The organism is Pararhizobium sp. LjRoot238, assembly GCF_964252955.1.
Lineage (GTDB): Bacteria > Pseudomonadota > Alphaproteobacteria > Rhizobiales > Rhizobiaceae > Pararhizobium.
This window is the reverse complement of sequence record NZ_CAXUPP020000001.1, coordinates 1,688,699-1,709,943: the sequence shown is the minus strand read 5'-3', so window position 1 is coordinate 1,709,943 and position 21,245 is coordinate 1,688,699. Positions and strand designations below refer to the sequence as shown.

General features: G+C 62.0%; 15 protein-coding genes and 1 pseudogene. 10 read left to right on the top strand and 6 right to left on the bottom strand.

Translation table 11 applies throughout. The features are described from left to right. Positions 1-344: 344 nt before the first annotated feature. Complete coding sequence (locus ACSQ3F_RS08400) at positions 345-557, top strand: hypothetical protein (RefSeq protein WP_436099804.1); 213 nt, start codon at positions 345-347, stop codon at positions 555-557. Between the two features lie 172 nt (positions 558-729). Next, the gene (locus tag ACSQ3F_RS08395; RefSeq protein ID WP_436102079.1) at positions 730-2,181 is read left to right on the top strand and encodes an FAD/NAD(P)-binding protein; all 1,452 of its coding nucleotides are present in this window, start codon (positions 730-732) and stop codon (positions 2,179-2,181) included. An 80-nt stretch (positions 2,182-2,261) separates the two neighbouring features. On the opposite strand, the gene ACSQ3F_RS08390 is transcribed toward ACSQ3F_RS08395, so the two are convergent. Both ACSQ3F_RS08390 and ACSQ3F_RS08385 read right to left on the bottom strand, forming a co-directional pair. Then, complete coding sequence (locus tag ACSQ3F_RS08390; RefSeq protein ID WP_436099803.1) at positions 2,262-3,542, bottom strand: alpha/beta hydrolase-fold protein; 1,281 nt, start codon at positions 3,540-3,542, stop codon at positions 2,262-2,264. Between the two features lie 232 nt (positions 3,543-3,774). Next, the gene (locus ACSQ3F_RS08385) at positions 3,775-4,218 is read right to left on the bottom strand and encodes an META domain-containing protein (protein ID WP_436099802.1); all 444 of its coding nucleotides are present in this window, start codon (positions 4,216-4,218) and stop codon (positions 3,775-3,777) included. A 155-nt stretch (positions 4,219-4,373) separates the two neighbouring features. Between ACSQ3F_RS08385 and dxr the strand changes: the two genes are divergently transcribed. Next, positions 4,374-5,579, top strand: a complete 1,206-nt coding sequence (gene dxr, locus ACSQ3F_RS08380; RefSeq protein ID WP_436099801.1) for a 1-deoxy-D-xylulose-5-phosphate reductoisomerase — start codon at positions 4,374-4,376, stop codon at positions 5,577-5,579. Between the two features lie 25 nt (positions 5,580-5,604). Here the strand turns inward: dxr and hemA are convergent, their stop codons facing one another. Further along, entirely contained in the window at positions 5,605-6,822 is a 1,218-nt protein-coding gene (gene hemA / locus ACSQ3F_RS08375) for a 5-aminolevulinate synthase (RefSeq protein WP_436102078.1), read from the bottom strand. Between the two features lie 498 nt (positions 6,823-7,320). Here hemA and ACSQ3F_RS08370 point away from each other — a divergent pair, with 498 nt between their 5' ends. The 3 genes from ACSQ3F_RS08370 (at position 7,321) to ACSQ3F_RS08360 (ending at position 15,549) form a co-directional block, all read left to right on the top strand. Further along, entirely contained in the window at positions 7,321-7,575 is a 255-nt protein-coding gene (locus ACSQ3F_RS08370; protein WP_112847930.1) for a glycine zipper domain-containing protein, read from the top strand. Between the two features lie 271 nt (positions 7,576-7,846). Then, on the top strand, positions 7,847-9,769 hold the full coding sequence (locus tag ACSQ3F_RS08365) for an autotransporter assembly complex protein TamA (RefSeq protein ID WP_436099800.1): 1,923 nt from the start codon (positions 7,847-7,849) through the stop codon (positions 9,767-9,769). Between the two features lie 68 nt (positions 9,770-9,837). Beyond that, positions 9,838-15,549 (top strand): translocation/assembly module TamB domain-containing protein, encoded by a 5,712-nt coding sequence (locus tag ACSQ3F_RS08360; RefSeq protein ID WP_436099799.1) that lies wholly within the window; start codon positions 9,838-9,840, stop codon positions 15,547-15,549. Between the two features lie 8 nt (positions 15,550-15,557). On the opposite strand, the gene ACSQ3F_RS08355 is transcribed toward ACSQ3F_RS08360, so the two are convergent. After that, complete coding sequence (locus ACSQ3F_RS08355) at positions 15,558-16,001, bottom strand: Lrp/AsnC family transcriptional regulator (protein ID WP_436099798.1); 444 nt, start codon at positions 15,999-16,001, stop codon at positions 15,558-15,560. Positions 16,002-16,139: 138 nt separating this feature from the next. On the opposite strand from ACSQ3F_RS08355, the gene rocF reads away from it, so the two are divergent. The 4 genes from rocF to ACSQ3F_RS08335 all read left to right on the top strand — a co-directional run bounded on the left by rocF (position 16,140) and on the right by ACSQ3F_RS08335 (position 19,628). Then, positions 16,140-17,075, top strand: coding sequence for an arginase (gene rocF / locus ACSQ3F_RS08350; RefSeq protein ID WP_436099797.1), 936 nt, complete (start codon positions 16,140-16,142; stop codon positions 17,073-17,075). A gap of 28 nt (positions 17,076-17,103) precedes the next feature. Then, positions 17,104-18,309 carry an ornithine--oxo-acid transaminase gene (rocD, locus tag ACSQ3F_RS08345; RefSeq protein ID WP_436099796.1) on the top strand — a complete coding sequence of 402 codons (1,206 nt, stop codon included), beginning with the start codon at positions 17,104-17,106 and terminating at the stop codon, positions 18,307-18,309. Between the two features lie 276 nt (positions 18,310-18,585). Next, positions 18,586-19,065 (top strand): chemotaxis protein CheW, encoded by a 480-nt coding sequence (locus ACSQ3F_RS08340; protein ID WP_037128397.1) that lies wholly within the window; start codon positions 18,586-18,588, stop codon positions 19,063-19,065. A 155-nt stretch (positions 19,066-19,220) separates the two neighbouring features. Beyond that, on the top strand, positions 19,221-19,628 hold the full coding sequence (locus tag ACSQ3F_RS08335) for a hypothetical protein (protein WP_436099795.1): 408 nt from the start codon (positions 19,221-19,223) through the stop codon (positions 19,626-19,628). Between the two features lie 40 nt (positions 19,629-19,668). On the opposite strand, the pseudogene ACSQ3F_RS08330 reads toward ACSQ3F_RS08335, so the two are convergent. Both ACSQ3F_RS08330 and ACSQ3F_RS08325 read right to left on the bottom strand, forming a co-directional pair. Beyond that, a pseudogene (locus ACSQ3F_RS08330) lies at positions 19,669-20,613 on the bottom strand (virulence factor family protein); the annotation flags it as partial. A gap of 43 nt (positions 20,614-20,656) precedes the next feature. Further along, on the bottom strand, positions 20,657-21,103 hold the full coding sequence (locus tag ACSQ3F_RS08325; RefSeq protein ID WP_436099794.1) for a toxin-activating lysine-acyltransferase: 447 nt from the start codon (positions 21,101-21,103) through the stop codon (positions 20,657-20,659). Positions 21,104-21,245: the final 142 nt, after the last annotated feature.

The following is a 21,245-nucleotide window of genomic DNA, read 5'->3' as shown; positions in this document are numbered from 1 at the left end:
CGAACGATTACCCGTGCAGAGCGCCCGGGCGCCGAAGGCAGGGACCGCTGAATTCCGCTGTGAACATTACGTCCCCTGTTCATCTCGGCCAGAGACTATCAACCAAAGGTTAACCATAAATTACAATCTCTGTGGTGTATTTGCAAAATTGCAATCCTGACACGCATATATAAGTGCCGGGACAGCCTTCCGGTAAAAAAACCGCCACAATCGATCGTCACTCGTATCGCCGAGGCAGTGCGGCCACGATCGGCGCCGTTCCCGCCTTGTCGGATTCCGGTCAGAGCGCCTCCCTGCCTGCTGGAGAACCTTTAATGCCCCGGCCGGGCGGCAGGAGACGATGCATGACGAAATGGCGCAACGAGCCGATGCTCCCTCACCATGTGGAGCTTTGCCAGCGCGTCTTCGACGCCACCAGAACGGCCCGCAAGATCGCGCCCGAGAGCGATGCCAACGACCCGGTCGCGGCACTCGTCCTGACGCTCTATCGCCATGGCGTGCGGGAGGAGGAGGAACTGTTGCGACGGGTTCTTCAGGCGCTGGACGAAGAATCCTGATCGAACTCCGGCCGCGCCGCCGGGTTTCAAAGCAAAACCATTTCGCTCTACGCTGCGGACGGGCTACAACATACAGGCTTGACCGCCGGATAATATTTATAAAAACTATAGACTATCGGTATTGTCCGAACGGTGAGATGTCATGAACCAATTGATCGTCAATCCGGTGACCATGTCAGCGCGCAGTGAATCGACAGCGTCGAAAGCGAAACGGCCGGTGGTCGCCATCATTGGCGGCGGCGTCTCCGGCGCGGCTACGGCTTTCCACCTCGCCCAAGCGGATCAGAGCCCAGCACCGGAGATCATCGTTTTCGAACCGCGCGACGGCCTCGGCAGGGGGCTCGCCTATGATACGGCGGAACCCGCCCACCGCATCAACGTGCCTGCTGCGCGCATGAGCCTTCTCCTTGACGAGCCCGATCACTTCGTGTGCTGGATCGACGCCCATTCGGCGACATCGGGCGACGCCGATGCGCTGCGGCCGGACGGCAATCTCTTTCCCCGGCGAAACGTGTTTGGCAATTACGTCAATGCCATGCTGCAGCCGTTTGTTGCCGACGGCACCGTCCAGCATCGCTGCTCCGCGGTGGCGCATCTGCTGCGTGACGGACAACGCTGGTGTCTTGTCGATGAGGACGGTGCCGAGACCATGGCGGATATCGTCGTCATCGCCACCAGCCATCCGCCACCGTTGGCGCCGGGCGGGCTTCAAACGCTCCTCAAGAATCATCCACGCTTCGTGCCGGACCCAACCAGGGCCGGCGCGCTGGGCGCCATCCGCCCGTCCGACCGGGTGCTGGTCATCGGCAACGGCCTGACCTCGGCCGATGTGATCGCTTCGCTGGCACTCAAGGGGCACACCGGCGCGATCACGGCGATCTCCCGCCGCGGCCTGCGGTCCCGGGGACATGCGCCGTTCCCGCAAGATCCCGCAGGTGATTTCCTCGCCGACCCGGCTTTCACCGCGAGAACGCTTGTGCGGAACATCCGCAACGCCATTTTCGAGGCAACCGCAACCGGGCTGACCTGGCACGGCGTCATCGACCAGGTGCGAGCACAGGGCCAATCGATCTGGCAACTTCTGCCCCTGGCGGAAAGGCAACGCATCGTCCGGCACCTGCGGCCGTATTGGGATGTTCATCGCTTCCGGGTCGCGCCGCAGGTGGAAGCGGCACTCGACGCGGCGATCTCGCAGGGTCGCCTTGAAATTCTTGCCGGGTCGATCGCAGGTACCAATGTCGAAGACGAGGCCGTCCACTGCACGCTCCGCCTCCGGCGCAGCCAGGAGACCCTGCAGCGGACCTATGATGCCGTCGTGGTCACCACCGGTCCCGGACATGGCGGCATCCTTGCGAGCCAACCCTTTCTCGCGGAATTGGCGCAGAGCGGCTATCTCGAACTCGATCCGACCGGCCTTGGACTTTCCTGTACCCGCAATTGCGAAGCGGTCGGCCCGGTGGCCGGCGTAACACCGTCGCTCCTGATCGCCGGCCCCCTGGCGCGCGGCACCTTCGGCGAACTCATGGGCCTGCCGCAGGTGACGGAACATGCGGCCTTCGTCGCTTCCGTGGCTGCCGGGCGCTTGCAGGCAACGGTGCTCAGCGCGGCGCAAAACCCGCTTTAAGGAACGACTTTTCTTCGTCTAGTCGAGAGATTGCAATTGTCCTTGCGTATCCCAAAAATCGTCCAAGCGGCGGGAAGGGGTCACTTGCGTTGTTGGAAGATCCAGTCGCGAATACCGTCGATCGTGTAGGCGATCCGCCAGGTATTGACGTGATTGCTTCCGCCGTCGTCAGCCTGACCGGGCAACACGACCGTTCCCTTCTGCAAGGCCACATAGTTGATGGGGCTTTTTTCAGCCGCCGTCTGTGCGAAGGCGGCCGCGAATCCTTGAGGCGTGGATCGACCATCCCAGACCGCGCGGCTGACTTTGGCCCCTTCCTCCTCCAGAACAGCGGTGATGGCGTTCTGGCCGGGGTAGGCCTTGAGGTCTCCCTGCGAGACGACGATCCACAGCTTGTCCTGAGCCAGCGGTTGAACCTTCGTCGGGTCCCATTGCCCGGCCACAAGGAAGGAGGCAGCGAAGAGATCAGGGTATTTGATGTCAATCGCGATCGAGGTCATCGCGCCGCCGGACTGGCCGGTTGTGTAGAGGCGGCCCGTATCGATGCTGTATTGGGTCGTCAGCAGATTGACGAGGTCGACCGTCATGTCGAGATAGTTCGTCGCCTCCGAATTGTCATCCACGATCGGCGCGGCGTATTGCGGTGCCAGAACGAAGGCTTCGCGTTTGGCCTGATCCTCCGGGCTCGCCCAGACCACCGCTCCCAGCCCTTGCACAAGCGTGGTATCTGCAACCGTACTGGTCGCTCCAGCGTCGTGCATGAAGAGCACCAGCGGATATGACTTGGTCTTGTCGTAGTTGTGCGGGATGAAGAGGTTGTAGTTGAGGATATCCCCGCCCTTGGGGTCCTTATATTCGAACTGCTGGAAATCGTCGACGATCAGGTTGTTGACGCTGCCGGTCACCATCGCATCGGCACTTGCTGCAAGGGTTTCGCCACTGGTCGTAACGATAGGGTCAGCCTGGGTTATCGACGCCTTCGCTTCCTTCCTCGTCACCGTCCGCTTGTTCAAAATATAGAGGGGAGCCTCGGCGTCGTCGGGCGAAAGCTCAACAATAACATATCTACCGTTTGTGCCGTGCTCGGCCGGTACAGCAGCGGTGTTGGCGTAGACTCTGGTGACCGTTCTCCCATCGATCTTGTAGGCCGAGGTGGAGAGTTTGGAACTGTCGATATCCTGGTCGTATTCCATCGCGACAGCGGTAAACCTCTGCCCGTCGCCGAACACCTGCGTGATAGCCGTGGCGCCCTTCACGTGGCCTGACCCGCCTTCTGCGTAGGCCGTCGACCCGCTCGAAACAATCAGCACCGCTGCGCCTGCTCCAAGGCTCGTGGCCAGGAAATCTCTCCGGGAATGCATCACTCGTTGTCCTTCGCCACAGTTTCCCTTTGGCTCCTGCAGAGTTTGGATCGGAGCCTGTCGGCCTCTCCTCAAACTGGGCACTGTCTTATGCAAGTTACAAAACAGTAAGCATATGCGGAGCGAAGGCGAACCCGGATTGCTGATTGATAACTCAATGGCCAGACGCGCGGGGATTGTGGCTGAACAAGGCCTGAGCGTTCGTTTCCCGCGCCGGCAGTCTTCAGCCCGGTCATTCTTTTCGTATCTCGGCCCATTTGTTGTGCGCGGCAAGCCGCATGGCAGTGTTTGAATCGGGTTTCGCGAGCACCAGCTTGGTGTCCTCGATCCTCCAAGAAAGCCCGCTCTTCAGCGCATCGAAGAACTTCATCTCCTGATCCATCACCGCCGGAACGCACATCTTGCGCGTGGCGCCGGCGGGGCCGAAGATGATGTCGTTGCCCTTCAGGTTGAATGTGCCGGTGTAATTATTGCAGCCCGCAAAGCCGGAATAGGTGCCGTCATCGTTGATTTCGAGCGTCGTCTGTAAGTCGTCGATCACGCTGCCGCCATCGATATCCTCGGCAAGCCATGTCCCGACGAGTTCGGCCGGCACGGATTCGGCCGAGACGGTCAAGACAGATGTCGGATCGAGCAGCACACAGGAGCAGGAGAGAAACAGCGCAAGTTTCAACATGTGAGATCCCGTCCTTCCGAATTGGCGCGCCGTTTACCGCGATTCGCCCTCACCCGCGACCATATCGCCACATCCTCTTTGGAGACTAGTCTTGTTGACAACCGCTTTCACCTGTAGAGCCTAGCGTGAAACAAGAAAAACAACGGGACTTGGCCATGACCTCCGGCGCACCTGAAAAACGCCGATTGACCATTCTGGGCTCCACAGGCTCGATCGGCACCAACACGCTCGACGTCATCAACCAGCTTGGCGGCCGTGACGCATTCGAGATTGCCGCCGTCACCGGCAATGGCAACATCGGTCTGCTCGCCGAGCAGGCCAAGGCGACAGGCGCTGAACTCGCTGTGACCGCCAGCGAGGGCCAGTACGAAAACCTGAAATCAGCCCTGGCAGGCACCGGCATCGAAGTCGCCGCCGGCCGCAGCGGCCTGATCGAGGCCGCTGAGCGCGACGCCGGCTGGGTCATGGCGGCCATCGTCGGCACCGCCGGCCTCGCGCCGACGCTCGCCGCCGCCCGGCGCGGCGCCGATATTGCGCTCGCCAACAAGGAATGTCTGGTCTCCGCCGGAGAGCTCTTCGTGCGCGCGGTTGCCGAAGGTGGCGGACGGCTGATCCCCGTCGACAGTGAACACAGCGCTATCTTTCAGTCGCTGGAGGACGATCAGCGCCACGCAGTCGAACGGATCGTGCTGACAGCGTCCGGCGGCCCCTTCCGCACCTGGTCGCGCGATGAGATGGCAGCTGTGACGGCCGAGGTCGCGCGCGCCCATCCGAACTGGTCGATGGGCCTGAAGATCTCGATCGGCAGCGCCTCGATGTTCAACAAGGCGCTGGAAATGATCGAGGCGAAGCACCTCTTCGACGTGGCGCCAAGCCAGATCGAAGTCGTCGTCCACCCGCAATCGATCATCCATTCGATGGTCGGCTACACCGACGGCTCCGTTATCGCCCAGTTGGGTTGCCCCGACATGCGCACCGCGATCGGCTACGCGCTGACCTATCCGGCGCGGGCGAAACTCAATGTCGATCGGCTGGACTTCGCCAAACTCGCAAGGCTGGATTTCGAGGCACCGGATGAGGTCCGCTTCCCGGCGCTCCGCCTTGCCCGCACCGCAATGGAGCGCGGCGGCCTGCAGGGCGCGATCATGAACGCGGCCGAAGAGGTCGCCTTCCATGCCTTCGTTTCAGGCCGCATCGGTTTCCTCGATATGGCCGACATCGCCGAGGTGGTCATGGACCGCATGACGGACCTAGCCCCGGCCGTCTCCATGGATGACGTTTTCGCCGCCGACAGCGAGGCCCGCGCCCGTGCCGCCGAAGCCATCGCCGGAAAAGAAAAGGCCGCCGGAGCGGCGGCCTGATTCAATTCAATGAGTTAGCCATCACTTACGCAACGGCCCTCGCCAGCGCGCAGCGCGACCAGAGTTGGTGCAGCGCGCCGACCAGATGGTCGATATCGCCGTCCGAATGCAACGGCGTCGGCGTGATGCGCAGCCGCTCGGTCTTCTTCGGCACCGTCGGATAGTTGATCGGCTGGACGTAGATGCCGCAATTGTCGAGCAGAAGGTCGGAAATCCACTTGCACTTGGCCGCGTCGCCGACGATCACCGGCACGATGTGGCTCGGATTGACCATGTGCGGAATGCCGTTCCTGTCGAGCAGGTTGCGCAGGCGGCGAACCCGTTCCTGGTGGGCGAAGCGTTCGACCTGGCTTTCCTTGAGGTGCCGGATCGAGGCGACCGCACCGGCGGCCAGCGCCGGTGGCAGCGCCGTGGTGAAGATGAAGCCGGAGGCAAACGAGCGGATGAAATCGCACAGCGCGCTCGAGGCCGCGATATAGCCGCCCATGACGCCGAAAGCCTTGCCGAGCGTGCCTTCGATCACCGTCAGCCGGTGCATCAGGCCTTCGCGCTCGGCAATGCCGCCGCCGCGCGGGCCGTACATGCCGACGGCATGGACCTCATCGAGATAGGTCATCGCGCCGTATGTGTCGGCGAGATCGCAGATCTCCTTGATCGGCGCAATGTCGCCATCCATCGAGTAGACCGATTCGAAGGCGATGATTTTTGGCGCGCGCGGGTCGGCGGCCTTCAGCTTGGCTTCAAGGTCGGAGACGGAATTGTGCTTGAAGATCACCCGCTCGCACTTGGAGTGACGGATGCCCTCGATCATCGATGCATGATTGCCGGCGTCCGAAAAGACAATGACGCCGGGGATCTTCGAACAGAGCGTTCCAAGGGCCGCCCAGTTGGAGACGTAGCCGGAGGTGAACAGGAGCGCCGATTCCTTGCCGTGCAGATCGGCAAGCTCGCGCTCGAGCAGAACGTGGTAGTGGTTGGTGCCCGAAATATTCCGGGTGCCTCCCGCACCCGCGCCACACTGGTCGATGGCGAGTTTCATCGCCTCGATGACCTTGGGATGCTGGCCCATGCCGAGATAGTCGTTGGAACACCAGACGGTGACATCCTGCTTTTCGCCATTGGCGTTATAGCGGGTCGCCTTCGGGAATTGCCCGCGCTGGCGCTCCAGATCGGCGAACACGCGGTAGCGGCCTTCCTGATGCAGGCCGTCCAATTCGCCTTTGAAGAAACTCTCGAAATCCATCATCGTCTCCAGAACCTTGCCGTCTTTTTGATCCAAAGACAGCCTGCGTCAATCCCGAAGCTTGGGATCGCCGCGGCCTGCGGCAAAAGGCCCCTAATTTTGAACAGTTCCAAACTATCCGTCATGGATTTCATTCCACTTAACCTTGATCTGAGTCAAGCCCGCGTGAAAAGGACGAGCCACTCCTTCCTTATATTCTGTTTCAACGAAACCGGCCCTAATCCATCCGGAGCAATGGCACTCTTGCCCCTCATCACAGAGGCGCCGGAAATTTCTCTAGCGCTGTCACGTCGGGAACAGCGCCTTCAGCTTCCGTTCAGGTTGAATGGCATTTCTTGTAACGAGAGGATTTTGCAGGATATCTGTAGACTTTCGCAGACATGCAATTATCCTCGAAGTTGCAAGTTCGACCGGAGGGGGACCTTACCGTCCAGCTTCCATTCCTGGGGAGAACGGACGGCGGAGAGGCAAGCTTTCGCGTCCAGATTGGAGAACCAAATGAAAAAAGCCATTGCGCTTGTCTTGATCGCCTTGTCGGTCGCAAGCTGCACGCAGACCGAAAAGGGCGCCGGCATCGGTGCTGTTTCCGGCGCCATCATCGGCGGAGCCGTCACCGGCAACGTCCGCGGTGCCGCTGTCGGTGCTGCAATCGGTGGCGTTACGGGCGCGGTCATCGGCCATGTCTCGGAACAGCCTGGCCAGTGCTACTACCGCGACCGCTATGGCCGCCGCTACATCGACGATTGCCCGTGATATAGCCCACAGGTTGCAGCCGGCAGAGCGAATGGCGTCATGGGCGCCGTTGCCCCGGTTACAGGAAATACTGCCAGCCCCGGAGAAATCCGGGGCTTATTTGTTTCCACCGCGTCACACTTGTCGCGGTTTTTCTCCAAATTCCGGCGTCATGCCTTCATCACCGGAGCAATGCTGTGTAGGGTCATCGTTAATGAAGGGAAAACCTTGTCATGCAATGGTGCCCCTGCCATGACGGCAGGCGGATGTTGAAAGTAGCCTGGAAAGCGGAATGCGGAAACGAAAGCGTCTGCCGACTGTAAGTGTTGCGTACCGGAACGCTTGCACTGCTTTTGCCGTCGCGGCTCTGGCCGCATGCGGGCCTTTGTCGGTCACGAACGCCCATGCTTTCAAGATCTTCGGCATGCGCTTCTTCGAGAATGACGAGGAAAAGTTCGAGGTCATCGATCCTGTCAACTACAACCTTACCTTGACGGAAGGCTCAGGCGACGAGGATCTCAAAGAGGCGCTGGAAAGCAGCTCGCGCCTGTTCCAGGACAAGGACAAGCCCGTTTCCGGCGATCTCGGCCTCGCCATCAAGGCGCGCGACGATCGCGATCGTCTTCTCGCCGCCCTCTATGAACAGGCCCGCTATGGCGGCACGGTCGAGGTCAAGGTCAACGGCCAGGACATCGACACGCTGCCGCCGGATCCGGTGTTTCCGGACGGCGCTCCGGTGCCCGTTGAAATCACTGTGACGCCCGGCCCGGTTTTCACGCTCGGCAATGTCGTGCTCAAGGGCGACGCCCTCGGGCGGCGACCGGACGAATACTTGAAACCCGGCGCGCGGGCGGATTCGACCCTCATCATCAAGGCCGGCGAAAAGGTTGTCGAGGACCTCAAGGAGGAAGGCCGGCCGCTTGCCAGGCTGACGGAACGCAGCGCCATTGCCGATCACAAGACGAGCACGGTGGATGTGGTCATCGCCGCGGAGGGCGGCCCGGTTGCGCCCGTCGGCACCGTCACCGTTACCGGCACCAAGACTGTGGACCCCGCCTTCGTCGCCAGCTACTCGCGCCTCAACGGCGGCAAGCCCTATTCGCCGGAAAACCTGCGCAAGGCCTCCGAACGGCTGCGCCAGCTCGGTGTGTTTTCGAGCATCACCATCAGGCAAGCCAATGAGCTGGCGCCGGATGGCACTATCCCGATGACCATCGAGGTTTCCGAAGGCAAACACCGCTATTTCGGCGCCGGCGCGCAATATTCGACCACGGACGGTTTCGGCATCCAGGGTTATTGGGGCCATCGCAACCTCTTCGGCCAGGCCGAATCGCTGCGCGTCGAAGGCTCCGTCAACCGCATCGGCGAGACGACCGATGTCGGCAACCTCGATTATTCGGCCGGCCTCCTCTTTGCCAAGCCCGGCGCCTTCGGACCGGCTTCCACCTTCAATGCCAGCCTGAAGGCGCAGCTCCTCGACCCCGACGCCTATAACGCGACAATCTTCACCGGCGCGGCCGGCGCGACCTTCGAGCTCTCCGATACCGACACCGTTTCCGGCGGCGCCGAGCTGAGCTGGGCCGATGTCGACGACGCCTTCGGCTCCAACGAATATCTGACGGCGGCGATCCCGATCGAATATGTCCGCGACACCCGCGACGACAAGCTGAACCCGACAGCAGGCTACCGCGCCTCGATCAACGCCAAGCCGAGCTATGAGATCAACGGCCAGGCCTTCTTCAGTTCCTTCGAGGGCACGGCCTCGGCCTATCTCGGCCTCGGCGAGGAAAACCGCTTCGTGCTTGCCGGCAAGCTTGGCGCCGGTGTGCTGGCCGGCGGCGACGGCCTTGCCTCCATTCCTGCCAACCGCCGCTTCTACCTCGGCGGCGGCGGCACCGTGCGCGGCTACTCTTACCAGGAAATCAGCCCGCGCAACGCAGATGACGAGATTCTCGGCGGACGCTCCTATGTCAACGCCTCGGTGGAGGCTCGCATCAACATCACCGACAAGATCGGCATCGTTCCCTTCATCGACGCCGGAACGGTATCAGCCAAAACCACGCCGGATTTTTCGGATGTCCGTGCTGGTGCCGGTATCGGCATCCGCTATGCAACGCCCTTCGGACCGATCCGGCTGGATTTCGCGGTGCCGCTGAACGCCTATCCGGACGGCACCAAATACGGGATCTATGCCGGCATCGGGCAATCCTTCTGATTGCTTCAGGAGACCGGCCGGAGACAGAAGCAATTTCACCGCGACGCAACTTGGACTATGGATAAACCATGAATCGTTTCCTCCGTTTCCTGAAAGCCGCGTCGCGCTGGTTCCTCTATTGCCTCGGTCTCGTCCTTGTTGCCGCGGTGCTGTTCCTCGCCTTTGCCGGCTTTACGGCGCCGGGCGCGCGACTTGTCGCCGCGATGATCGAGAAATACGCCTCGACCCCGGACCAGATCGTGCGCATTAACGATCCGAGCGCGCTGCTCACCGGCGATTTCACCGCTTCCAGCGTCACCCTGTTCGACAGCAAGGGCGTCTATGCGGAAATCCGCGAAGTCGCGATCGACTGGTCGCCGACAGCGCTTTTCGCCAAACGCTTCGAAGCGGCAAAACTGTCCGCCGGATCGGTGCGCCTTGAACGGCTGCCGATCCCTTCGCAGGAAACCCGCGAGGTCCGCGAAACCTTCGCCTTGCCGCTCAATGTCAAGATCGACGCCTTCGCCCTCGAAGAAGTTGTCATCGGCAAGGAGATCGCCGGTGTTGACCAATTCCTGAGTGCTCAAGGTAAGCTGAACGCCACCAATGCCAGCATTGCCGCCGCCCTTGCCGTGGCGCAGCGCGACCGGCCCGACGCCAAGGCGATCGCCGACATTGTCTTCAATCCGGCCGGCAACGAGCTGAGGCTGGAGACCACGATTGAGGAGCCGAGGGGCGGACTGCTCGCCAAGGCCATGCGCCTGCCTGGCGAACCGGCGATCAGCGTCAACGTCACCGGGCAGGGGCCGCTTTCCAACTGGAGCGGCACGGCAACCGCCGCACTCGACGGTAACGAGGTGCTGAAGCTCGGCGGCCAGCACACGCTGGCGGCCGACGGGTTCCGCACCGTCTCGTTGAAGGGCGGCGGCACGTTCAGCGATCTTCTGCCCGCAGCCTTCCGACCGCTGTTTGAGGGCACGACCGACATCGACCTTTCCGCGGCGATCGACGGCAAGACCGTCCGCATCCAGACAGGCAATGTCTCGACCGGCGCGCTGACGCTGTCGGCATCCGGTACTTACAGCACGGCAGGTCAAAACGACCTCCAGGCGAGCCTCACCGGCAAGAACGGCCCGATCGATTTCCGCCTGCCGCTGGAAAAAGGCGAGGCCCAACTCGCAATCGACACGGCGAGCGTCTCGCTGATCGGCGATGCGCAAACCGCCGTGCTCGACATCGGCGCTGCGATCGGCAAGGCGACGGTACCGCAGGGCGAGATCGAGGCGATCAAGCTGCACGCCTATAGCGACGCCTTCAACCTTACGACCCGCACCGGCCCGCTCAAAACCACGATAGAAACCGGTGCGACCCGCTTTGCCAGCGCCGATATCGACCGGCTCGTCAAAGGACCGGTCAAGCTCGACGGCACGCTGTCGCTGACGCCCGAGACGGCATCCTTCGATCCGATCACCATCGAAAGCGCCAGCATCGGCGGTACATTGACCGGCTCCTACACCATCGCCGAAAACACGGTCGCTACCGGCTTCAAGCTCTTTGCCCTGCCCGCCGTCCTGCCGCCGGCGCTGGCTGCGAAGTTCGACACGACGATCGCGATTGAAGGCAACCTTGGAACCGGCGCCAATGGCCGCGTCAATGTCAGCGATCTCACCATAAAGTCCGGAACCATCAGCGCCGCGGGCTCGGCTGCGCTCGAGCCCGGCAATCTCACCGCCGCGATCAGCGGAACCGTGCCGGAGATCGGCAAGCTGCTTGCCGACGCCAAAGGTGCTGCCGCCTTTAGCGCCGACGTGACCGGGCCTCTCGATGCGCTCGCCGTCAAGGCCAAGATCACATCGAGCGGGACAACTCTTGCCGGCCGCACCCTGAACGACCTCACTGTCGACGCCGACGCCGTCATCGGCCGGGATGGACCGACGGGAACTGTCACCGCCAGCGGTAGCCTGGACGGACAGGCGATCAACACCAAGGCCGATATCACAACCGCGAAAGGCACGACCAATGTTCCCTCGTTCGAGGCGGTGATCGGGTCAAACACCCTGAAAGGTTCACTGGACCTGACGACGGAATTCGAGCCGAACGGCTCGCTCACCTTCAACTTCCCGGATTTGGGGCTGCTTGCCGCGATGGCCGGGCAGACCGCGTCCGGCGACCTCGCCGGCTCGGCCAGCATCAAAACAGAAAACGGCGTCACTTCGGTGGCGGTCAAGGCCAACGGCTCAGGCATCACGCGCGGCGATCTGGTGATCACCAAACCAACGGCCGATATCACCATTGCCGACCTCAAGGCCCTCGCGATCAAGGGCGCTGTGACGATCGAGGAAGTGAAGCAGGGCGCCAACCGCCTCGCAAGCCTCAAGCTCGGCTTCAAGCAGCAGGGCAAAACGACGAATTTCGCTCTCGACGGGACCTATGACGAAGCCCCGATCACCGCGCGTGGCGATCTGCAAAGCGCTGCCGGCCGCACAGCGATCAAACTGCAATCCTTTGCGGCAGCACCGAAGAAAATCCCGCTGGAGTTGGCAAACCCGACGACCATCGTGATCGAGAACGGCGCGGTCAACCTGCAGCAACTGGCCATCAAGGCGTCGGGTGGAACCGTGACGCTCACCGGCAGCGCCGGCGAAAAGCTCGCCCTGACAGCGGATTTTGCCGGCATCGAATCCCGCCTGCCGCTTGAAGGCGGCGAAGCACATATCGCGCTCGATACAGGCACGGCATCGATCAACGGCGACATGCAATCCGCCGTTCTCGACGTCGCGGCCAATATCGCCGAGATCGCCCTGCCACGGGGCCGTTTCGAAGCGATCAAACTGACTGCGCACAGCGACGCCTTCAATCTCACCACCCGCTCCGGCGCAGTGACAGCGACGGTCGAGACCGGTGCGACACAACTGACCAATGCCGATCTCGATCGGCTGGTCAAAGGCCCGCTCAAGGTGGCAACGACGCTCGACGTGACGCCCGAAGCGATCGGTTTCAGCCCGATCACGATCGGCAGCGCCAATCTCGACGGCGCGCTTGCGGGCTCCTTCAGGCTCGCAGAGAACAGCCTGAACACCACGTTCAAACTCGCGGTCCGTCCGGCCGCCCTGCCCGCGTCCGTCGCGGCAAAATTCGATGCGCCGGTGGACGTCGCTGGCACGCTTGCGACCGGCCCTGACGGCGCCATCGACGTTACGAACCTCAACGTGACCTCCAGCACGCTTCAGGCCGCCGGTTCTGTCGCGCTCAAGGCCCAGACCCTGACGGCCGCGCTGACCGGCACGGTGCTCGACCTCGGCAAGGTCCTGGCCGATGCAGAGGGCCAGGCCAACTTCACGGTTGATGCCACCGGCCCGCTCGACAATCTCGGCGTCAAGGCCGAAGTCACGTCCCGCGGCGCGACGCTTGCCGGCCGCACCTTGAGCGACCTGCAACTGACGGCCGACGCTACCGCCAACCCGAAGAACCCGCAGGCGAAGATCACCGCCACCGGCGCGCTCGGCGGCCAGGCCATCAACGTCAAGGCCGACCTCGTTTCCAAAGACGGCCGCACCAGCGTCCCGGTTCTTCAGGTGCAGATCGGCGAGAACAGGCTGAACGGAGCGATCGACTTCACCTCGGATTTCCTTCCCCAGGGGAATATCGATTTCACCTTCCCCGATGTCGGGCTGCTGGCAGCCATGGCCGGGGAAAAGGCCTCCGGCGATCTCGCAGGGTCGGCGTCCATCAAAAGCGATGGCAGCACAACCTCGATCGCGCTCAAGGCCAGCGGCTCCGGCATCAAGCGGGGCGATCTCGTCATCACCAGGCCGATCGCAGATATTACTATCGCCGATTTGAAGGCGCTCGCGATCAAGGGCAATCTTTCCGTCGAAACATTTGCCCAGGGCGCAAATCGCGTCAGCGGCCTGAAGCTCGATTTCGTCCAGCAGGCAAACCAGACCAATGTCGCTCTCGACGGCAACTATGATGGCTCGCCGCTCAAGCTGCGCGCCGATATCCAGACGGCGGGAGGCAAGACGACCGTCGATCTTGCCTCCTTCACCGCCACCCCGAGAAAGATCCCGGTCAAGCTCTCGGCACCAACGACGGTCACCATCGAAAACGGCACGGTCAGCCTGCAGAAGCTGACGATCAGTGCATCCGGCGGCACGATCGCCATCACCGGGTCGGCCGGCGAAAAACTCGATCTCGCCATCAACCTCAATGCCCTGCCCGCCAGGCTCGCCAACACCTTCGCGCCCTCGCTCGGCGCGGACGGCGCGATCAGCGGCACGGTTGCGGTCAAGGGCACATCGGCTGCACCGGTCGCCACCTATGACCTGCGCTGGGCGAACGCTGCGGTCGCCCAAGCCAGGTCCGCGGGCGTCGGCGCGCTGGACATTACCGCCAAGGGGCAATACGCCAACAACAGCGTGACGCTCGACGCGACGATCAGCGGTACAGGCGGCCTTTCCTTCAGGGGCGGCGGCAAGGTCGGCCTCACCGGCAATAGGCCGATCGACATGAAATTCTCCGGCAACCTGCCCTTCGGTCTCGCCGCCGGTCTGCTGGCGCAGCAGGGCTTCACGCTGACGGGCGCCGCCAATGTCGATCTCGCCATCAGGGGTGCTGCGACCGCGCCGCAGATCACCGGCACGATCTCGACTTCCGGTGCTCGCCTAGTCGATGTCCGCCGCAACCTTGCGATTACCGATCTGACGGCCAATGTTTCGCTCGACGGCAAGCAGGCGACCATTTCCAAATTATCCGGTCGGCTTGCCAGCGGCGGTTCGCTCGATGTCACCGGCACCGTCGGCATCGCGCCCAGCTCCGGCTTTCCGGCCGATCTTTCCATCCGTCTCGACAACGCGACCTATGTCGACGGCAGCCTGTTTACCGCGAACGTTGACGGCGCCATGACGCTCAAGGGCTCGCTCACGGCGACGCCGGTGCTGGGCGGAAAGGTCACCATCCAGAAAGCGGCGATCACGATTCCGGAAAAACTCCCGGCCTCGTTGTCGGAGATCAACATCAAGCACAAGAATGCTCCGGCCAGGGTTCGCCAGATGCAGGCGGATGTCAAAAGCGACACCGTGAGCGGCGGCGGAGCCAAGGGCGGCGGCGTGGCCTTCGACCTCGCCGTCCATGCGCCTGGAAAGCTATTCGTCCGCGGCCGCGGCATCGACGCCGAATTGGGCGGCGATCTGACGATCCGCGGCACCGCTGTTCAACCGGCGGTGTCCGGTGGTTTCCAGATGCGGCGCGGCCGATTGGAAATTCTCGGCAAGCGGCTCGATTTCTCCGACGGCACGATCAGCTTCGGCGGCAACCTGATCCCGACGCTTGACCTCGATGCAACGTCGACCGCGGGTTCGACGACGATCACCGTCAATGTCGCCGGTCTCGCCAACAACCCGACCGTCACCTTCTCGTCCTCGCCCGCTCTGCCGCAGGATGAAATCCTCGCGCAGCTGATCTTCAACCGCTCGCTCTCCAACCTGTCGGCCCTGCAGATCGCGCAGCTCGCGAGTGCCGTGAGCCAGCTGGCCGGCGGCGGCTCCAACTCGCTACTTGACGGATTGCGCAACAAGCTCGGCGTCGACGACCTCGACGTCTCGACCGACGCCAACGGCGGCGCCCAGGTGACCGCCGGCAAATATCTGAACGACCGCACCTATCTGGAGCTTCAGTCAGGCTCCGAGGCCGGCGGCGGCAAGGCGATCATCAACCTCGACGTCGGCCGCGGCGTCAAGCTGCGCGGCGAAGCCGGCAGCAGCGGCACGGGCGCCGGTATTTTTTATGAGAAGGAATATTGAGCGGCGGGTTATAGCCCCGTCGCCATCTTGCTTGTCTTCAAGAGAATATTCGTCTCCGTCAGGTTGATCCCGTCGATCAGCCGGATGCGCCTCAGCGTCTCGTCGAAGGTGGCGAGATCCTTGTCCTCGAGCTCGGCAATGAAATCCCAGCGGCCATTGGTGGAATGGAGCGCCCGCACCTGCGGCAGGCCGCGCAATTGCGCAGCAACCTTGTCGGCCATCTTGCCGTGAATCTCGATCATGACGATGGCCCTGACGCCGCTGCCGGAAAGTTCCGCTCCCGTGCGGATGGTGAAGGCGGCGATGGTGCCTGACGACACCAGGCGGTCGATGCGGGCGGCGACGGTCGCACGCGATGCACCGGTTGCCGCAGCCAGCGACGAAACCGGTGTACGGGCGTTGTGGCGCAAAGCGCTGATGAGCGTGTGATCGAGATCATCAAGGCTTATCATTATGCTCATCCAGATTTATCAAAGTGCCGATAATAGCCTTCTATCTGTCAGTTTTCCATCTATTTGCCTACATCTGAAACGGCAATAATCCACCCACAAACCGGGCAAACCGGCATCACGCAAACCTGCGGGGAAATCATGGCTGAATCCAAGAAAAACATCGCGCTGATCGGCGCCGCACTCGAGGAAGGCTCCGGCCGCCGTGGCGCTGCCATGGGCCCGGCAGCGCTGCGCATCGCCGGCATTGACACCATCCTCGCCGGCCTCGGCCACAGCGTGACCGACGAAGGCGACCTCAAGCCTTTGCCGGCCCGCGACCTTGCCAATCATCCCGGCGCCAACAACCTGCAGATCGTCGCAGCCATGACCCGCGCACTGGACGAATCGGTGCACGATGCGGCCCGCGCCGGCAAGTTCCCGCTGATCCTCGGCGGCGACCATGCGCTGTCGATGGGCTCGGTCTCCGGCATGGCGCGTTATGCAAAGGAGCAGGCCCGTCCGCTCTTCGTGCTTTGGCTCGATGCCCATGCCGACTTCAACTCGCCGGTGACCTCGCCGTCCGGCAACATGCACGGCATGCCGGTCGCCTTCTTCTGCGGCGAGGCCGAATTCGCGCCGATCCTCGACAGGGACCGGCCGCTGGTCGACCCGAGACACGTCTTCCAGGTCGGCATCCGTTCTGTCGATGACCGCGAGCGCGAGGAAATCGCCAGGCATGGCGTCAATGTCTACGACATGCGTGCCATCGACGAGACCGGCATGGCGCATATCATGCACGAGATCATCGCGACGATTAAGGGCGCGAACGGCATGCTGCATGTCAGCCTCGATGTCGATTTCCTCGATCCCGAGCTGGCGCCCGGCGTCGGCACCACGGTGCCCGGCGGTGCGACTTTCCGCGAAGCGCATCTGATCATGGAAATGCTCTGCGACAGCGGCCTCGTCTCGTCACTCGATCTCGTTGAACTCAACCCCTTCCTCGACGATCGCGGCAAGAGCGCCCGTATCCTCGTCGAACTGACCGCGAGCCTGTTCGGCCGCCGCATTCTCGACCGACCGACCCGCGGCGCCTGAGCCACGAACCCGAGCCTCTGGAGATCCCATGAACACGACGAACGCACTGATCGAAACAGAATACCGGCTCGGCGCGCATAACTACAAGCCGCTCGACGTCATCCTGTCGCGTGGGGAAGGCGTCTATGTCTGGGATCTCGACGGCAATCGCTATCTCGACTGCCTGTCGGCCTATTCCGCCGTCAACCAGGGCCATTGCCATCCGAAGATCCTCGCGGCGATGATCGAGCAGGCGCAGAAGCTGACGCTGACCTCGCGCGCCTTCCGCAACGACCAGTTGGCGCATCTCTACGAGGAGCTCGCAGCGCTGACCGGCAGCCACAAGATCCTGCCGATGAACTCCGGCGCCGAGGCTGTCGAGACTGCCGTCAAGGCGGTGCGCAAATGGGGATACGAGGTCAAGGGCGTTCCCGACGACAAGGCCGAGATCATCGTCTGCTCCAACAACTTCCATGGCCGCACCATGGGCATCGTCGGCTTCTCCACCGACCCGGACGCCCGCACCGGCTTCGGCCCCTTCGCCCCCGGCTTCAAGATCGTGCCCTTCGGCGATATCGAGGCCTTCCGGGCCGCAATCACCGAAAACACCGTCGCCTTCCTGATCGAGCCTATTCAGGGCGAAGCCGGCGTCATCATCCCGCCGCGGGGTTATTTCCCCGAGGTTCGGGCGCTCTGCTCCAAGCACGGCGTCACGCTGATCCTCGACGAGATCCAGACCGGCCTTGGCCGCACCGGCAAGCTGCTTGCCGAAGAGCATGAAGGCATCGAGGCCGACGTGACCTTGATCGGCAAGGCGCTCTCCGGCGGCTTTTATCCGGTTTCGGCCGTGCTTTCCAATTCCGAGGTGCTTGGTGTCTTGAAGCCCGGCCAGCATGGCTCGACCTTCGGCGGCAACCCGCTTGCCTGCGCCATCGCCCGCGCAGCGCTGAAGGCGCTGACCGAGGAAGGCATGATCGAGAACTCCGCCCGCATGGGCGACCGCTTCCAGACGGGGCTGAAGGACATCCGCTCCAACATCATCAAGGAAGTGCGCGGCCGCGGCCTGATGCTCGCCGTCGAACTGGTGCCGGAAGCCGGCGGCGCCCGCAAATATTGCGAGGCCCTCAAGGAGCGCGGCATCCTCGCCAAGGACACCCATGGCGACACGATCCGCATCGCCCCGCCGCTGGTCATTACGCAAGACCAGGTCGACTGGGCGCTCGAGCAGCTCGCCGGCGTTCTCGCCTCGGCTTGAGTGTTCAGCGCACCGGCCGCCAACTGGCCGGTGCGCTTTCCTCAAGCTGCAAAAGCATCTCTTAACGATTTGTGATATAAGGTTCTTCGCAGGGCGCGAACGGCTATCTGCCGTGCATGACGCATCGCCCCTGACCGGATGTAGCCGGCATTCCAGACAATTCATCCGACGCAGCAAGCGCAGGCGCGACAATGGCGCCAGCAGCATGCAGCCGAGGTCTGTTAAGGGCTGGGCGCCCTGGCGCCGGCCGAAAGCCGCAACGGGAAGGAACCGCAGATGACGAATGCACTGAAAATGGCAGGTTTCGACGGCGAAACGCTGGAAATCATCGCCTTCCGCCTTCACGACCAGGAATTCTGCGTGAAGACCACGACGATCCGCGAAATCCGCGGCTGGGCGCCCTCGACACCGATCCCGCATTCGCCGGCCGACGTGCTCGGCGTCATGAACCTGCGCGGCACGGTCATCCCGATCATCGACCTTGCCCATAAGCTCGGCATGAAGTCGACGGTTGCCAACGAGCGCAGCGCCATCGTCGTCGCCGAAGTGCACAACATGGTCATCGGCCTCGTGGTCGACCGCGTCTCCGACATCCTGACGGTCCAGGGCAACCAGGTGCAGCCGGTTCCGGAAATCACCACATCCTTCGACAAGAGCTATGCCGAGGGCATCATCGCCAACGAGACCGGCATGATCTGCTTCCTCAATCTCGCCCGCATGTTCAAGGAACGCGAGATGGACGACATGGCCGCCTGACGGCGAGCAAACCGAATTGACGAGAGCGGCCGCCGGCCGCTCTTTTCGTTTCAGGCCGACGCTCCTCCTCGGAAAGGCCCAACTCACCGCGTTTGCGGAACAAAGCCCCGTCCAGACGGTTATCATCCGACAACGCATTCACGGAGGTGATTTCCATGCAAGTGATCGGCACACAGGTTCACCAGCAGCCCGGGATCGTGACCGTCGAGTTCGTCGGCGAAGGCGGCGATGTCATCTCCGTTCAGATGCGCAGGGGCAAGAATGACGACCTCAACCGGCTGAACGCGATCGAAAAAGCCAAGGCGATGATGCTGCAGGTGGCGACGTTCGAGCAGGATACGGACGACAGCGCCGGTGACGGCACGCGAACCGGCGCGACGTCCGGCGGCGAATCACCCGCAGTGCTATCCTTGCGAAGCGCACGCTCGGCCCATGACCAGGCTACCCTCGAGGAAGAACTCGAGGAGGGGCTGGAAGACACCTTCCCGGCAAGCGATCCGGTTTCAGCGACCGTCAGCAGCATTCCGAGCGGAAGAACGAGTGAGAGGGGAGCCAAAACCTGACGCCCGCGGCAACAGGCCGCCTCACATATTCGGCATTGCTCTAAGGCCCCGATCTTGCAGCCAGCCTGCGATCGAAGCCGCCGAGGATGCGCTTCACCAGGGCTGGATAGTTCTCATCGAAGTGGTGGCCGCCGTCGATTGCCAGAACCTCGACGCCGGTGCCCGCCAACGTCGGGCAGAGATCGTCTTCCTCGTCCGTGCCATAGATGCATTGAACAAGTGCAGGATTGATCTTTGCGATATCATCCCCCGGATCTCCGGCACCCTGCGATCCGATCGCGCCGAGCCAGCCGAGCACCGAAATCTTGTAGTCGACCTGGTGCGACACCGCCATCAGCGAGATTTGCGCGACCCGGTCGCGATCCGCCTTTGGCAGCAGATTGAATGTTCTCGGCAGGATATCCGCGCCGAAGGAATAGCCGACCAGCAGGACATGTTTCACTTTCCAGCGCTTGGCGTAGAACGCGATGATCCGGTGGAGATCATCGGCGGTTTCCTGCGGCTGACGTTCGGACCAGAAATACCGCAGCGAATCGATCCCGACCACCGGCACGCCCTGCTGCTGCAGAACGTCGCCGACCTGCTTGTCGATGTCGCGCCAGCCCCCGTCGCCGGAATAGACAATCGCCATCGTGTCGCGGCTCGGTTTGGCATCGAGGACCGTCAGCGGCAGGCCGAGCGGATTGTCGTCATCCGCCGACGCGGAAACGAGAGCAGACAGCGTCTCCGACAGGGCCTCCCGGGCGTCGTCGTCCGTCTCTGTTGTCTGGATGTCGCTGTGTTTGGCGGTCAGGGTTGCGACATGGGCTCGGCCATCCGCCGGCGCCGCGCCGGAAAACAGCACGGTGACCGGGTCAGGCAGCTGCCCGTCGGTCAGGCCGTAGATCATCCGGTCGCCGATTGTTTGCTTGTCCGCTGGCGTGCACAGCTGTTTTGTCAGCGCAATGCCGGCCTCGGGATCGACGGCAAATGTCTGCCCGATCGTCATCGTTCTTTGCCGCCCGCTGGACCTGCTGGCTCATATAATATCAATCATCCAACGGTCGGGAATTTTTCCAAACTTTGATTCTTTGAACGCTTCCATCAGCCGCCCTTTTTACAGAATGTGCGATACTTATTTCACGAAACCGATTTCGCGCTAGCTCGCGGATCATATATAAAGTATCACCGAATGGAGCTATCGTATCCATCAACCAAAGATGAGGTCCGCTGTTCCATTTCTCAAAAGCCGGAGGCTCGCCATCAATAAAAAATTTTCTATGCAATTCTTCATCGAAAAATGCCCACGTTATAAAACCATTTGGTGCGCCAGTTTGATCGAAGAATACATGAAACTGAGACAGTTTTAACGCTGGAATAAAATTCCTTTGAATATCAAACATATCCCAGCCGTGATATTTCTTAGCGTGAAAACATAATTCTATTACGATTCCAAGCGCTTCATAATAATCTACAAATCTATCGTTCTCTGCCATAACTCCGTCCGATATATACTATATTTAACACGCACATTTTGCCTTCACCTTTCCCTCCATCCGCGCATTGACGCCTCCACTGCAGGCTCAAGAATATAAGAAATAAGTGATCAAGCTCCCATGACGATATCGAGCTTAGCGG

Bases quoted from the DNA above. Each gene is read 5' to 3' on its own strand.
- ACSQ3F_RS08400 (WP_436099804.1), top strand. From the start codon at position 345: ATGACGAAATGGCGCAACGAGCCGATGCTCCCTCACCATGTGGAGCTT.
- ACSQ3F_RS08395 (WP_436102079.1), top strand. From the start codon at position 730: ATGTCAGCGCGCAGTGAATCGACAGCGTCGAAAGCGAAACGGCCGGTG.
- ACSQ3F_RS08390 (WP_436099803.1), bottom strand. From the start codon at position 3,542: ATGCATTCCCGGAGAGATTTCCTGGCCACGAGCCTTGGAGCAGGCGCA.
- ACSQ3F_RS08385 (WP_436099802.1), bottom strand. From the start codon at position 4,218: ATGTTGAAACTTGCGCTGTTTCTCTCCTGCTCCTGTGTGCTGCTCGAT.
- dxr (WP_436099801.1), top strand. From the start codon at position 4,374: ATGACCTCCGGCGCACCTGAAAAACGCCGATTGACCATTCTGGGCTCC.
- hemA (WP_436102078.1), bottom strand. From the start codon at position 6,822: ATGGATTTCGAGAGTTTCTTCAAAGGCGAATTGGACGGCCTGCATCAG.
- ACSQ3F_RS08370 (WP_112847930.1), top strand. From the start codon at position 7,321: ATGAAAAAAGCCATTGCGCTTGTCTTGATCGCCTTGTCGGTCGCAAGC.
- ACSQ3F_RS08365 (WP_436099800.1), top strand. From the start codon at position 7,847: ATGCGGAAACGAAAGCGTCTGCCGACTGTAAGTGTTGCGTACCGGAAC.
- ACSQ3F_RS08360 (WP_436099799.1), top strand. From the start codon at position 9,838: ATGAATCGTTTCCTCCGTTTCCTGAAAGCCGCGTCGCGCTGGTTCCTC.
- ACSQ3F_RS08355 (WP_436099798.1), bottom strand. From the start codon at position 16,001: ATGATAAGCCTTGATGATCTCGATCACACGCTCATCAGCGCTTTGCGC.
- rocF (WP_436099797.1), top strand. From the start codon at position 16,140: ATGGCTGAATCCAAGAAAAACATCGCGCTGATCGGCGCCGCACTCGAG.
- rocD (WP_436099796.1), top strand. From the start codon at position 17,104: ATGAACACGACGAACGCACTGATCGAAACAGAATACCGGCTCGGCGCG.
- ACSQ3F_RS08340 (WP_037128397.1), top strand. From the start codon at position 18,586: ATGACGAATGCACTGAAAATGGCAGGTTTCGACGGCGAAACGCTGGAA.
- ACSQ3F_RS08335 (WP_436099795.1), top strand. From the start codon at position 19,221: ATGCAAGTGATCGGCACACAGGTTCACCAGCAGCCCGGGATCGTGACC.
- ACSQ3F_RS08325 (WP_436099794.1), bottom strand. From the start codon at position 21,103: ATGGCAGAGAACGATAGATTTGTAGATTATTATGAAGCGCTTGGAATC.